The organism is Microbacterium halophytorum (assembly GCF_002970975.1).
GTDB lineage: Bacteria > Actinomycetota > Actinomycetes > Actinomycetales > Microbacteriaceae > Microbacterium > Microbacterium halophytorum.
On record NZ_PNFA01000009.1, the window covers coordinates 42,856 to 56,719 of the forward strand.

The window sequence follows — 13,864 nt, forward strand, 5'->3', positions numbered from 1 at the left end:
GCCGATCGTATCGCGAGGCGCGAAGGCTCAGCGGGCCTGGCCCGCGCGGCGCTTGTTGTAGATGTCGAACGCGACGGCGAGCAGGAGCACGAGGCCCTTGATGATCTGCTGCATCGACTGCGGCACGCCCATCAGCTGCATGCCGTTGGTCATCACCGCCATCACGAGGCCACCGATGAGCGCGCCGCCCACGCGGCCGACGCCGCCCATCGTCGACGCACCGCCGATGAAGCAGGCCGCGATGACGTCGAGCTCGAACATGTTGCCCATGCCCGGCTGTGCGCCGTTCGAGCGCGACGAGAACACCGCGGCGGCGATACCCGTCAGGAAGCCCATGTTCACGAAGATCCAGAAGTTCGTGCTGCGCACGTTCACGCCGCTGAGGCGGGCCGCGGCGAGGTTGCCGCCGACGGCGTACACGTGGCGCCCGAAGATCGTGCGGTTCGTCACGACCTGGTACACGAGGATCAGCACGGCCAGGATGATCAGGACGTACGGGAAGCCGCGGTTGTAGGCGAGCGCGGCGGCGAAGGCCAGCAGCACGGCCGAGATGACCACGAGCTTCAGCACGAACAGGAACATCGACTCGACGGGCTGGTTGTAGTTCTGCTTCGTGCGGCGCGAGCGGATGGAGCTGACGATGATGCCGCCGACGGCGAGCACGCCGATCAGGAGCGTGAAGACGTCGAGCGTCTGGGGAACGGCCTTCAGGCCCTGCCCCTCTGCGATCGTTATCGCGCCGAACGTGCCGTCGAGGAACCCGGATGCGATCTCCCGGTACGCGCCGGGGAACGGCGACAGCGAGACGTTGTCGAGCACGAGCCAGGTCAGGCCGCGGAACAGCAGCATGCCGGCAAGCGTCACGATGAACGCCGGGATGCCGACGTAGGCGACCCAGAAGCCCTGCCAGACACCCACGAGGATGCCGACGATGATCGCGGCGAGCACGCCCATCCACCAGGGCATGCCCATCCGGATGACGAGCACGGCCGAGACGGCGGATGCGAACGCGAGCACGGACCCGACCGACAGGTCGATGTGTCCGCCGACGATCACCAGGATCATGCCGAGCGCCATGATCAGGATGTGCGCGTTCTGCAGCACGATGTTCGTGACGTTCTCGGCACTGAGCAGGGTGCCCTGCGTCAGGATCGTGAACAGGAGGACGATCGCGACGAACGCGATGTAGATGCCGGAGGTCCGCAGATTGTGGGTCAGCAGGTCCTTGACCTCGACGAAGACGTTGTTCTTCATACTGCGATCCCCTTCGTATTGGTGGGTTCGATCGTCATCAGCGACATGAGCTTCTCCTGCGTTGCTTCGGCGGCCGGGAGCTCGCCGGTGATGCGCCCGTAGGCGAGGGAGTACACGCGATCGGACAGGCCGAGGAGCTCAGGCAGCTCGCTCGACACGACGATCACGGCCTTCCCTGCCGCCGCGAGCGCACCGATGATCTCGTAGATCTCGTACTTGGCCCCGACGTCGATGCCGCGCGTGGGCTCGTCGAGGATGAGGACGTCGGGGTCGGTGTAGAGCCACTTCGACAGCACGACCTTCTGCTGGTTGCCGCCGGAGAGGTTGCCGACGATCTGCGCGACCGTCGGGGACTTGATGTTGAGATCGGTGCGGTACTGCTCCGCGACCTTGATCTCTTCGTTGTTGTTGACGAACATCCCGCCGGAGACGATCTTGCCGAGCGCCGCGGAGGTGATGTTCGTCTTGATGTCGGAGATGAGGTTGAGGCCGAAGTGCTTCCGATCCTCCGATACGTACGCGATGCGGTTGTCGATCGCGTCCTTCACAGTGCGGGTCGAGATCTCCTCGCCCTTCAGGAACACCTTGCCCGAAGCGTCGCGCCCGTAGCTGCGGCCGAACACACTCATCATGAACTCGGTGCGCCCCGCGCCCATCAGACCGGCGATGCCGACGATCTCGCCCGCGCGCACGTTCAGCGACGCGCCCTCGACGACCACGCGCCCCGCCTGCGTCGGATGCATGACGCGCCAGTCCTCGATCCGGAAGATCTCGTCCCCGATGTCGGGGGTGCGCGGCGGGAAGCGGCTCTCGAGCGAGCGGCCGACCATGCCCCGGATGATGCGGTCCTGCGTCGCATCCGGGCCGGTCATGTCGAGCGTCTCGATCGTCTCGCCGTCGCGGATGATGGTCGTCGAGTCGGCGATGTCGACGATCTCGCCGAGCTTGTGGCTGATGATGATGCACGTGATGCCCTGGTCACGCAGCTCCCGGAGCAGGCCGAGCAGGTGCTCGGAGTCCGTGTCGTTCAGCGCCGCCGTCGGCTCGTCGAGGATCAGCAGCTTGACGTCCTTCGTGAGCGCCTTCGCGATCTCGATGAGCTGCTGCTTGCCGACGCCGAGCTGGCCGACCGGCGTGGTCGGGTTCTCGTGCAGGCCGACGCGCTCGAGCTGTTCGGCCGCGCGCTTGTTGGCCTCGTTCCAGTCGATCAGCGCGCCGTGCGTGATCTCGTTGCCGAGGAAGAGGTTCTCGGCGACCGAGAGGTACGGCACGAGCGCCAGCTCCTGGTGGATGATGACGATGCCGGCCTCTTCGGAATCCTTGATCCCGCCGAAGCTCTGCGGCTGGCCGTCGAAGACGATCTGACCGTCGAAGGAGCCGTGCGGGTAGACGCCCGACAGCACCTTCATGAGGGTGGATTTGCCGGCGCCGTTCTCGCCGCAGATCGCGTGGATCTCGCCGCGCTCGACGCTCAGGTTGACGTCCTTGAGCACCTTGACGCCGGGGAAGTTCTTGATGATGTTGCGCATCTCGAGGATCGCGTCAGCCATCGCTGCTCCTGTCTGTGACATTGCAGGGCGACTCCGGGTGGCGGCGGGCGGCGCTTCGGCGCGCCCGCCGCCACCCGGGTTCGGGATGTCTCGGGTGATGCCGGGCCCGGCGCGTCAGCACCGGGCCCGGCGGGAAGTGCCTTACTCGGCGACGCCCGAGGCGACTTCGTCCTCGGTCCAGTACTCGGAGTCGATCAGCAGCGGCTGGATCTCGGCCTGCGTGACGATGTCGGACTCGAGCAGGAACGACGGCACGACCTTGACGCCGTTGTCGTACGACTCGGTGTCGTTGGCCTCGGGCTCGGAGCCCTCGGCGTACGCCGAGGCGGCGTCGACGGCCGCGGTCGCGAGCTTGCGCGTGTCCTTGAAGATGGTGGCGTACTGCACGCCGTCCTCGATCATCTTCACCGACGCGATCTCGGCGTCCTGGCCCGAGAGGACCGGCAGGCCCTCCTCGATGGTCGAGCCGTAGCCGGCGTTCTCGAGCGCCGTGATGATGCCGCGCGAGATGCCGTCGAACGGCGAGAGCACGCCGTCGAGCTGGCCGGAGCCGCCGTCGTAGGTGCTCGTGATGAGGTCTTCCATGCGCTTCTGGGCCGTGGCCTGGTCCCAGCGCAGCGTCGAGACGGTGTCGAAGTCGTCCTGGCCGGAGCCGATCGTGAGGCGGCCGTCGTCGAGGAACGGCTTCAGCGTGTCCATCGCGCCGTTGTAGAAGAAGGTCGCGTTGTTGTCGTCGGGCGAACCGGCGAACACCTCGATGATCTTCTCCTCGTCGAGGCCGGTCTCCTCGTAGTTCTCGTCGAGGTAGCCGAGGCCGCGCAGGAGGGACTGCGCCTGCTGCACGCCGACGGTGTAGTTGTCGAACGTGACGTAGAAGTCGACGTCCTCGGTGCCGTTGATGAGGCGGTCGTAGGCGATCACCGGGATGCCCTTGCTCGCCGCGTTCTCCAGCTGCGTCGCGAGCGCCGTGCCGTCGATCGACGCGACGATCAGGATGTCGGCGCCGTTCGTGATCATCTGGTCGAGCTGCTGCTGCTGACGGGGGATGTCGTCGTTGGCGAACTGCAGGTCGACCTCGTAGCCGGCCTCCTCGAGCTGCGACTTGACGGCGTCGCCGTCGGCGATCCACCGCTCGCTCGTCTCGGTCGGCATCGCAACGCCGACCTGGATGTCCTCGGCCGCAGCGTCGCCGCCGCCGCCTTCCGAACCGCCCGAGCAGCCGGCGAGGCCGAGCCCGAGTGCGACGGCGCCCGTGAGCGCGACCATTCGCATGCCGTTTCGCTTCATTGCTGTGTCTCTCTTCGTCGAGGTCCAACGCCGCGGAATGCAGCGCCTCCGATCCGCGTCGGCGCTGGTCCGCGCCGATCGCTCGTGAGAGCATTACATATTGACGGGCCCGCGTACAAATTACTTTCGCATAACATCGACAGACCCCCGTCCGAACCGCTCCGAGGCGAATCCATGCCGCAGACCATCCTCCGCACGAGCGGAATCACGAAGCGGTTCCAGGGCGTCGCGGCACTGAGCGATGTATCGCTTGAGATCGCCGCAGGCGAGGTGCACGCGCTCTGCGGCGAGAACGGAGCGGGCAAGTCGACGCTCATGAACGTGCTCTCCGGGGTCTATCCATCCGGGACCTACGAGGGCACGATCGAGCTCGACGGCGAGGCCGTGGGCTTCCGCTCGCTCGCCGACAGCGAGGCCCACGGGATCGTGATCATCCACCAGGAGCTCGCGCTCGTTCCACAGCTGACGATCGCCGAGAACCTCTTCCTCGGGAGCGAGATCGCCTCGCGCGGGTTCATCGACTGGCACGCGACGCACACGCGGGCGGCGGCGGCCCTGGAGCGCGTCGGCCTCGACGAGAATCCGTCGACCCCCGTCTCCGAACTCGGCATCGGCAAGCGACAGCTCGTCGAGATCGCGAAGGCTCTGTCGAAGGACGTCCGGATCCTGATCCTCGACGAGCCGACCGCGGCCCTCGGCGAGGCCGACTCGGCGCGCCTGCTCTCGCTCATCGCGCGGCTCCGCGAGCACGGCATCACGTGCATCCTGATCTCGCACAAGCTCCGCGAGGTGATGCAGATCGCCGACCGCATCACGGTTCTGCGCGACGGCGAGAACGTCGAAACGATGCATCGCGACGAGCCGGAGACCGACGAGGGCAGGATCATCCGGGCGATGGTCGGCCGCGACCTCGACAGCCTGTTCCCGCCGCGCGAGCCCCTCATCGGCGACGAGCTCTTCCGCATCGAGAACTGGAGCGTCGGGCGACCGGATGCGCCGGATCGCCACGCGATCGACGACGTCGGGTTCCACGTGCGATCCGGCGAGATCGTCGGCTTCGCCGGCCTCATGGGCGCCGGGCGCACCGAGCTGGCGATGAGCATCTTCGGCCGTTCCTACGGAACGCGCATCTCCGGCTCGGCGTTCCTGCACGGAGAGCGGGTCGACGTGTCCACGGTGCAGCGCGCGATCGAACACGGCATCGTGTACGTGCCGGAGGACCGGCGCGGCCACGGGCTGAACATGTTCACCGACATCCGGACGAACGTTTCGGCCGTCGCGCTCGACAGACTCACCCGCGGGGGCCTGCTCGACCTCATCCGGGAGTACAAGATCGCCGACGCCTACCGCTACAAGATGAACATCAAGGCGCGCGGTGTCACCGAGATCGTCGGCAACCTCTCCGGCGGCAACCAGCAGAAGGTCGTGCTGGCGAAATGGCTGTTCTCGACCCCGGATGTCCTGATCCTGGACGAGCCGACGCGCGGCATCGATGTCGGCGCGAAGTACGAGATCTACGGGTTCGTGAACGAGCTCGCCGCGCAGGGCAAGGCCATCGTGCTGATCTCGTCCGAGCTGCCGGAGGTGATCGGGCTGTCCGACCGGATCTATACGCTGGCGGAGGGCCGGATCACCGGCGAGGTCGCGCGCGAGGACGCGACGCAGGAGCGCCTGATGCACCTGATGACGGCGGACGGAGCGGGCGCGAGGTGAGCACCATGCACGTCCCTTCCCCCCTGCCCCTCTCGAAGCGCCAACCCACCGGCCGCACGACGAACGAAGAGGTGCGCCAGCAGAACCTCGCGTCCGTGCTGCAGCTCGTGCATGTCGACGGGCCGCAGTCGCGGTCGGCGATCGGCACGGCGACGGGCCTGAACCGCTCGACCGTCACGGGCCTCGTCACGGAGCTGACGGAGTTGGGCCTCGCCGTCGAGACGAGCACGGCACCGACCGGCCGCGTCGGTCGCCCGTCCCTGGGCGTCGCGGCCGATGACGCGGTCGCCGCGCTCAGCGTGCGGGCCGAGCCCGATGCCGTCACGGTCTCGCTCGTCGGCCTCGCGGGCACCGTGCACTCGCGCGTTCGGCACGACCTCGCCGGCGCCCCGAGCCCCCGCCGCTTCGCCCAGATCACGTCGTCGCTCGTCGACGGCATGCGCGCCGACATCGACAGGCACTACCGCCTCGTCGGCGCGGGCGTCGCCATCCCGGGGCTCGTCGACGAGGCCGGCACCGTGCTGGTCGCGCCTCCCCTCAGATGGAAGCGCGAGCACATCGCGAGCCGCCTCTCGTCCGCGCTCGGAATGCCCGTGGCGGCCGCCAACGACGCGAGCGTGGGCGCCATGGCCGAGGCCCGCTTCGGCATGGGTCGCGGCATCGAGAACATGCTCTACATGGCGGGCTCGACGACCGGCATCGGCGGCGGGCTGATCTTCGACGGCACGCTGCTGCGCGGCACGAGCGGGTTCGCCGGCGAGCTCGGGCACGCCGTCGTCAACCCCGGCGGCACCAAATGCACGTGCGGCCGCCGCGGATGCCTCGAGGCCGAGCTGAATCCGCACCGCGTGCTCGACCTGCTCGGCAGGCGCAACCTCGACGAGGACGAGCTCGACATCGAGCTCGGGGTCGTGCGGAATCCCGCGGTGATCGCGGAGGTCGCCCGCCAGGTCGATGTGCTCTCGATCGCCCTGACGAACTTCGTGAACGCCTTCGCGCCCGAGGTCGTCGTGCTGTCGGGTTACCTCGGCGTGCTGCTGGCGACGAGCCGCGAACGGCTCTCGAACGCCGTGCGGGTCGAACCCGTCGGCGCCGACGGCCGGTCGGTGCGCCTCGAGCGCGCCCACATGCGCTCCCACCTGATGCAGATCGCCCCGGCCGAGCTCGCGTTCGCGCCGCTCCTCGCCGACCCCGCCGCTCGCGCCCCGCGCCGCGCGGGGCACTGAGGCGCGGCGCCGCGCTCCGCGGCACCGCGCCGCCTCGTTCTCGTGCCTTCGTCGATGCATCCGGCGCCATGACTCGACGGCGGCACGGATCCATCCGGGTCTCGGCCCGCAGAACGCGACAGCGCCCCCGCTCCGAGGAGCGGGGGCGCTGTTCGTCGGGTGTCAGCGCTGGTACTTAGCGCCCGACTTCGCATGGATCGGCAGGGCCATCGCGAGGCACACGGCGACGATGCCGAGCGCGAACACGAGGGCGTGCACGAAGCCGACGGTGATGAACGGCATGAATGCCACGCCGAACAGGGCGATACCACCGATGAAGAGGATGATGCTGAGCAGGAACATACGTGCCCTTTCTGACGCTTGCGCTCCACCCTAACCGCAAGGTCCGCTCATCCGAAAACACTCGCCCCGAACGCCTCGGATCCCAGGGTCTTGACGCGCGCAGGTTTGCGCCACAAACTACTTTGCATGGACCCGCAGGAGGATCGCCGCGACGAAGACGCACCCGACCCCGCCGAGATGGCGCGGGTGATGGCCGAGCAGCAGCGAGCCCTCGACCAGCGGACGGCGCGCCTCGGCGGCGCCCTTCTCGTGATCTGGGGCGTCGTCTGGGTGCTGGGCTACACGGTGAAGTGGAGCCAGGTTGGCGCTCTCGGCGGCAACCCGCTTTTCCGAATCCCGGCACCGGCGGTCGACATCGCGATCGCCGCACTCGTCGGCGGGGCGCTCGTCGTCTCGGGGATCATCGGCGCACGGATGGGGCGCGGCGTGCGCGGGCCGAGCGCGCGCACCGGAGCGCTGTACGGCTGGACGATCTCGATCGGCACTGCGGCCGTCGTGATGTTCACGGTCGCGCTCGCGCGCGCCGGGCTCGACGAAGAAGCCCTCGCGCTCGTGTTCCCCGGCGCGTTCACGCTCGTCTTCGCCACGCTCTACATGGTCGGGTCGGCGCTCAGCGGCACGCGCACGCCGTTCGTCGTCGGGCTCGTCCTGTGCCTCGCGACGATCGCCGCCACCACGGTCGCCGTGCCGAACCACTGGCTCGTGTACGCCGCATCCGGGTGCACGTTCTTCGTCGCCGCCGCCCGCTCGGGCCGCGTCGTCGGCCCTCTGGCGGGTGCGTGAGATGGCGCTCGACCCGGTCATCCACGCGCCCGTCCGCCTGCGCGTCGTCACGCTGCTCGCCGCCGCTCTGCGCGACCCAGCGGACGAGATCCCGTTCGTACAGGTGCAGCGGGAGCTCGGCCTCACCGCGGGCAACCTCACCACGCACCTCGCAAAGCTCGAGGATGCCGGCTACGTCGCGATCGGCAAGGAGTTCCAGGGGCGCAAGCCTGTGACGCATGTCTCCCTCACCGCCCCCGGTCGCCTCGCGTTCGCGCAGTACCGCGCCGAGCTGCTGTCCCTGCTGTCCGCCGACGAGGTGTCGCAATGAGGGTCTCGGGCCGCTCCCCCGCCTTCACCGCTGCCGACGCGTGGGCCGTGCTGACCGTCCGGCTCGCGCTCATCGTGCTGGCCGCCCTCGCCGGTGGTCTGCTGCTGCTCGCGGCGAACGGGCGATGGGCGTTCCCTCCAGGGTCGATGATCGCGACCTGGACGATCCTCCCCGTGAACGTCCTCACGTGGGTGGTCGTGATCCGAACGCTGCGGCGGCGCGGCACTCGGGTGCGCGACATGCTCGTCCCGGGTCCCCGCGGAATCGGCATCGACGTGCTGTGGGGCTTCGTGTGGCTCGCCGCCCTGTACCTGCCGTTCGCCGGCGCCCTGATCGGCACGCTCGCAATCTTCGAGCCCGACCCCTTCGCCGCGTTCGAGACCGCCTTCGCGTCGCCGAGCACGCTCGTCGACATCCCGGCCGCCATCGCGCCGCTGGTCGCCGTGGTCGGCGTCGTGCTGTTCGCCCCCGTCAACGCCCCCGTCGAGGAGCTCGCCTACCGCGGCATCGCACAGCGCGGCCTCGGCGGCTGGGCGGGCGTCGTCGTCCCATCGGTCGCGTTCGGATTCCAGCATCTCTGGTTCGCCGCGACGTGGAGCGCCGCCGCAGCGATGTTCGCGGCCTTCACGGTGTGGGGCCTCGGCTCCGCGCTGATCGCCCGTTGGCAGGGGCGTCTGCTGCCGATCGTCATCGCGCACTTCGTCGTGAACGTGCTCACGAGCGCCCCCGCACTGCTGTTCCTGTTCATCGACGTCGGGTGACCCGCACCGGGCCGCGATGTCGGAACCCCACAACCGGCTGGCAGGCCCGACGGCGGCGCAATAGCGTGGCGCCATGCCCGCAGAACTGCCAGGCGATCGCACAGCGCCGTACGAGGTCACCCGCCCGCTCGACACCGACTACTACGCCGTCTTCGCCGACGTCGCAGGCGCCGATCGCGACGCGTGGGCGCGCGCCCGCACCCTCGTCGACGAGGTGGGCGACCGGATGCTGAAGGCGTGGGAGACCGCCGAATACCCGACAGAGGTCGTGCCCCGGATGGGCGAGCTCGACCTGCTCACCGACGGCGTCGAGCACGACGGCCTCACGCGCCTGACGCCGCTGGCGGCCGGCCTCGTCAACATGGAGACCTCGCGCGGCGACGGCTCGCTCGGCACGATCCTCGCCGTCCAGGGCGGGCTCGCGCTGCGCACGCTCGCGCTGTTCGGCTCCGACGCGCAGAAGGAGCGCTGGCTCCGCCCGCTCGCCGACGGCACGGTGCTCGGCGCGTTCGCCCTCACGGAGCCGACCCACGGCTCCGACTCGACCTCGCTCGAGACGACGGCATCCCGAGACGAGTCCGGATGGGTCATCCGGGGCGCCAAGAAGTGGATCGGCAACGGCGCCTCCGGCGGCATCACGTTCGTGTGGGCGCGCGTCGACGCGCCGGGCGACCCCGATGACAGCGCCGTTCGGTGCTTCCTCGTCGAGCAGACCGCGCCCGGCTACGGGGCCAGCGTGATCGAGGGGAAGGTCGCGCTGCGCGCGATCCACCAGGCGCACATCCGGCTCGACGGCGTGCGCGTCGCGACCGACGCCGTGCTGCCGGGCGCGCACTCGTTCAAGGACGCCTCGCGCGTGCTGTTCGCGACCCGCTCGGGCGTGGCGTGGTCGGCGCTCGGCCACGCGACCGCCTGCTACGAAGCGGCGCTGGCGTACGCCGGCCAGCGAGACCAGTTCGGCAAGCCGCTCGCGCGCTTCCAGATGGTGCAGCAGCGGCTCACCGAAATGCTCGCCGACCTCACGTCGATGCAGCTCTACTGCCGCCGCCTCGCCGACGTCGAGGCATCCGGCGCGCTCCGCCCTACCCAGGCGTCGCTCGCGAAGTTCCACAACACCCGCACCGCCCGCCGCATCGCCGCGACCGCCCGCGACATGCTCGGCGGCAACGGCATCCTTCTCTCCAACCGCGTCATGCAGCACCTGGCCGATATCGAGGCGATCCACACGTACGAGGGCACCGAGAGCGTGCAGGCCCTGCTGATCGGCCGCGACATCACGGGCGTCGGCGCGTTCGCGTAGGGACTCCCACCGCTCGGGTACGGCGAAGTGCGGGTCACGCCGACCTCCACCCACACGAAGCCGCACCCGAGCGGTCGGGGGCGGGTGTCGATGTTCGTCGTTCGAGCGCCCGAGGCGCGTCCGGGCCGCTCGCGCGGCGGGCGCCACCCCGCTGTGTGTGACGCGGGAACGCCCCGAACGGTGCGAGGATGGGCGCATGCGTGCGACCGTGATCGGCAGCGGACCCAACGGGCTCGCGGCGGCGGTCGCGCTCGCCCGCAGCGGCTACGAAGTCACGGTGCTGGAGGCCGCCGCCATCGCCGGCGGCGGCACCTCGACGGCCGAGCTGACCCTCCCCGGTTTCCGCCACGACATCGGCTCGGCGGTGCACCCGCCCGCGATCGCGTCGCCTTTCTTCCGTACAGCCGGCATCGTCGACCGCGTCGATTGGATCACACCCGACATCTCCTACGCGCAGGCGCTCGCCCCCGGTCGCTCCGCCATCGCGTGGCGCGACCTCGGCCGCACGGCCGCCGGCCTCGGCGACGACGAGCGCGCGTGGCGCCGGATGATCGGACCGCTCAGCAAGCACATCGACGGGGTCGTCGACTTCACCGGCAACAACATGCTGCGCGTGCCGCGCGACCCGGCCACGGCCATCCGGTTCGCGCTCCGGATGCTGCCGACCGGCACCCGCCTGGGCCGCGCCGCGCTGCGGACGCCGGAGGCGCAGGCGCTCCTGACGGGCGTGCTCGCGCACGCGAACACGCCCCTCCCCTCGCTCGCGGGCGCGGCCGCTGGGCTGATGCTCGCGGCGCACGGCCACACGCGGGGCGGGTGGGGGTACCCGCGCGGCGGCGCGCAGGCCATCGCCGACGCGATGATCGCCGATCTGGAGGCGAACGGCGGCCGCGTCGAGACCGGCGTGCACGTGCGCGATCTCTCGGCGCTCGACTGGGGCGACCCCGCGCGCGGAGACCTGCTGATGCTCGACACAACGCCGCGCCTGGCTCTCACGCTTCCGGATGTCCCTGCCGGCTACGCGAGATCCCTGCGCCGCTACGCCTACGGCCCCGCGGCGGCGAAGGTCGACTTCGCGCTCGACGGCCCCGTGCCCTGGGCCGACGAGGCTCTCGCCCTCGCCCCGACGGTCCACGTCGGCGGCAGCCGCGAGGAGACCGAGGCGAGCGAGAACGCCGTCGCGCACGGCCGCCTCGGTGCGACGCCTTATGTACTGGCGGTGCAGCCGTCGGTGCTCGACCCGACACGGGCGCCCGGGGGCAAGCAGACGCTGTGGGCGTACATCCACGTGCCGTTGGGCTCCCCGATCGACCCGACCGCCTTCATCACCGAACGCATCGAGCACTTCGCCCCCGGCTTCCGCGACCGCGTCCTGGCCTCGCACGCCGTGGCCGCCAACGCCCGCGAGGCGGGCAACCCCGCCGCGATCGGCGGCGACATCCTGGGCGGAGCGTTCACGCTCGCCCAGGCGTTCCGCCGCCCGACCGTCGGGCTCGCGCCGTGGCGCACGCCGATGCGCGGCGTCTACCTCGCAGGCGCCTCGACCCCACCGGGCCCCGGCGTCACCGGTATGGCCGGCTGGCACGCGGCACGCACGGCACTCGCCGACCGCGGCATGCCCTCGTCCCTCGAGCACGTGTTCGCGTAGGGTGCGCTGCCCGGCCGGTCGAACACAACGCAGTCGATCCTCGCCGCGTGACGCCGGAGAAGCCCGCGATTCCATGCCCAGGAGGGCGGCGCGGTGCAGATCTGACTGCGTTGTGCACGCCTCCAGAACCCACCGACCGTCCGCGTCGTCGCCCGAGTCGGGCGGTGGTTCGGAGGCCTCGGCTCACTCGGCGAGTGCGATGACCGGCGCGAGCTCCTCGCGCGTCAGCGTCATCAGGGGGCCGGCGGGGTCGATGATGACGCCGCCGAGGCGGTCGTGGTCCTTCAGCATCTTGGCGATCTTGTCGACCGCGAGCGGCATCGCCTTCTCGGGGCGGCTGAGCGCGACGACCTCGAGCGGATGCGAGAACACCTGCAGGAGGCGCGTGCCGTCGGCGAGCCGTGCCTCCGCGACGCCGAACGCCTTCTTGTCGTCCTCGTCCGAGCCGTCCTTCTGCACCTCGCCGACGGCGACCCACAGCGGCGGCTTCTCGGCGAGCACCGCCGCGAGCTTGCCGGGCGTCTCGGCGTCGCGCGGCTGCGCGAGCAGGTTCTTCAGGCGCATCTTCGGGTCGGCCTGGTTCAGGGCCTTCTCGAGGATCTCGCGGGGCAGGACCGCCCGACTGCCCTTGGAGTAGTTGTCGACGATCATGCCCGCGAAGGTGCCGGCGAGCATGTGCTTGATCAGCGCGGGCGTCGGCTGCGCCACGGCGGAGGTCTGCGCGTCACCGTCGACCTTCACGGCGTCGCGCAGCGCGCGGCCGGAGCTGAAGACCATCATGTAGTCCTTGCCGCCCGCCTTGGCGACGCCGAAGGTCACCTGGCCGCCCTCTGCGAGGGTCTTGCGGGCATCGCCCTGCACGCGGAGGTACAGGTGGCCCTGCATCATCTGCCGGATGACGCCCATGACCTCGGCGCCCGTCGGCTTCTCGGGCAGGGCGTCGAGCGCGTCGCGGACGAGCGCGTTGTCGCGCAGGCCGGGCACCGTCTCGAGGTCGGTCGGCGGGGCCGCGGGGGCTGCGGGGAGCGGCGGCCGCCTGGTCGCGCCCGCCTGCGCAGCGGTTTCGCCGCCCGACGGGTCCCGATCGACGGATGCCGGCTGGCTGCCCGCGGGCGCCTGCCCGGGGGCCGCGGCGCCGTTCGTGTCGGCCTGGTCGCCGAGCTGGGCCGGGCGCGCATCGGCCCCCGTGGAGCCCAGGCCCTGGAACGCCGAGAGGGAGATGTTCACGGAGGCAGTGTCACCGGATGCGGCGCCATCGGTGCCCGCAGCGGCGCCCTCGCCGGCGGCGGAGTCGTCACCGGCCCCCTCGCCGGCCGCGGAGTCGTCACCTGCGCCGGCACCGTCGCCGGCCGCGGCGCCGCCTCCCGCGCCAGCGGAATCGCCGCCGGCCGCGATGGCACCGGTGGCCGAACCGTCGCCCCCGGCCGCCGTGCCGGATGCGCTCGGCGCACCCGCCTCATCCGGGGCCTGCTCGCCCCCACCCTCACCGGCGGTGGCGCCCGCGGCTTCCTTCGCTGCGTCGGCCGCATCGCCCTTCTTCGCGCTGCGGTCGTCCTTCTTCTTCCGCGAGAACAGACCCATGGCACCAGCCTAGGGGCTCGGCCGAGCGCAGACGCCCCGAAGGGTGCAAGCGTGGGCACCGCCCCGGCCGTCGCGGGCGCGCCGGCCCGTTGAGAGCGCAGCTGTCGCC

Annotated in this window: 12 protein-coding genes; 7 read left to right on the forward strand and 5 right to left on the reverse strand. The window is 70.5% G+C overall.

The genetic code is table 11. The features are described from left to right. Window positions 1-27: 27 nt before the first annotated feature. From mmsB to chvE, 3 genes are all read right to left on the reverse strand, one after another. A complete protein-coding gene (gene mmsB, locus C0010_RS10410) occupies window positions 28-1,254 on the reverse strand; it encodes a multiple monosaccharide ABC transporter permease (RefSeq protein WP_105567023.1) in 1,227 nt (408 codons plus the stop codon). Next, on the reverse strand, window positions 1,251-2,804 hold the full coding sequence (mmsA, locus tag C0010_RS10415; protein WP_105567024.1) for a multiple monosaccharide ABC transporter ATP-binding protein: 1,554 nt from the start codon (window positions 2,802-2,804) through the stop codon (window positions 1,251-1,253). Before mmsA ends, mmsB begins: the two co-directional genes overlap by 4 nt. 141 nt (window positions 2,805-2,945) lie before the next feature. Continuing rightward, window positions 2,946-4,091, reverse strand: coding sequence for a multiple monosaccharide ABC transporter substrate-binding protein (gene chvE, locus C0010_RS10420; RefSeq protein WP_105567025.1), 1,146 nt, complete (start codon window positions 4,089-4,091; stop codon window positions 2,946-2,948). A gap of 174 nt (window positions 4,092-4,265) precedes the next feature. On the opposite strand from chvE, the gene C0010_RS10425 reads away from it, so the two are divergent. Both C0010_RS10425 and C0010_RS10430 read left to right on the forward strand, forming a co-directional pair. After that, window positions 4,266-5,804 carry a sugar ABC transporter ATP-binding protein gene (locus C0010_RS10425; protein ID WP_105567026.1) on the forward strand — a complete coding sequence of 513 codons (1,539 nt, stop codon included), beginning with the start codon at window positions 4,266-4,268 and terminating at the stop codon, window positions 5,802-5,804. A 5-nt stretch (window positions 5,805-5,809) separates the two neighbouring features. Beyond that, entirely contained in the window at window positions 5,810-7,030 is a 1,221-nt protein-coding gene (locus tag C0010_RS10430; protein WP_158685446.1) for an ROK family protein, read from the forward strand. Between the two features lie 162 nt (window positions 7,031-7,192). On the opposite strand, the gene C0010_RS10435 is transcribed toward C0010_RS10430, so the two are convergent. Continuing rightward, window positions 7,193-7,372 (reverse strand): hypothetical protein, encoded by a 180-nt coding sequence (locus C0010_RS10435; RefSeq protein WP_105567028.1) that lies wholly within the window; start codon window positions 7,370-7,372, stop codon window positions 7,193-7,195. Window positions 7,373-7,498: 126 nt separating this feature from the next. On the opposite strand from C0010_RS10435, the gene C0010_RS10440 reads away from it, so the two are divergent. The 5 genes from C0010_RS10440 (at window position 7,499) to C0010_RS10460 (ending at window position 12,174) form a co-directional block, all read left to right on the forward strand. Next, window positions 7,499-8,155, forward strand: coding sequence for a hypothetical protein (locus C0010_RS10440; RefSeq protein WP_105567029.1), 657 nt, complete (start codon window positions 7,499-7,501; stop codon window positions 8,153-8,155). A gap of 1 nt (window position 8,156) precedes the next feature. Then, a complete protein-coding gene (locus tag C0010_RS10445) occupies window positions 8,157-8,465 on the forward strand; it encodes a transcriptional regulator (RefSeq protein ID WP_105567030.1) in 309 nt (102 codons plus the stop codon). Further along, on the forward strand, window positions 8,462-9,226 hold the full coding sequence (locus tag C0010_RS10450) for a CPBP family intramembrane glutamic endopeptidase (RefSeq protein ID WP_105567031.1): 765 nt from the start codon (window positions 8,462-8,464) through the stop codon (window positions 9,224-9,226). The genes C0010_RS10445 and C0010_RS10450 overlap by 4 nt, the downstream gene beginning before the upstream one ends. Before the next feature lie 73 nt (window positions 9,227-9,299). After that, entirely contained in the window at window positions 9,300-10,526 is a 1,227-nt protein-coding gene (locus C0010_RS10455) for an acyl-CoA dehydrogenase family protein (protein ID WP_105567032.1), read from the forward strand. 196 nt (window positions 10,527-10,722) lie between these two features. Next, complete coding sequence (locus tag C0010_RS10460; RefSeq protein ID WP_105567033.1) at window positions 10,723-12,174, forward strand: phytoene desaturase family protein; 1,452 nt, start codon at window positions 10,723-10,725, stop codon at window positions 12,172-12,174. Between the two features lie 183 nt (window positions 12,175-12,357). On the opposite strand, the gene C0010_RS10465 is transcribed toward C0010_RS10460, so the two are convergent. Continuing rightward, window positions 12,358-13,755: an SseB family protein gene (locus C0010_RS10465; protein ID WP_105567034.1), complete on the reverse strand. Its 1,398-nt coding sequence runs from the start codon at window positions 13,753-13,755 to the stop codon at window positions 12,358-12,360. Between the last annotated feature and the right edge of the window lie 109 nt (window positions 13,756-13,864).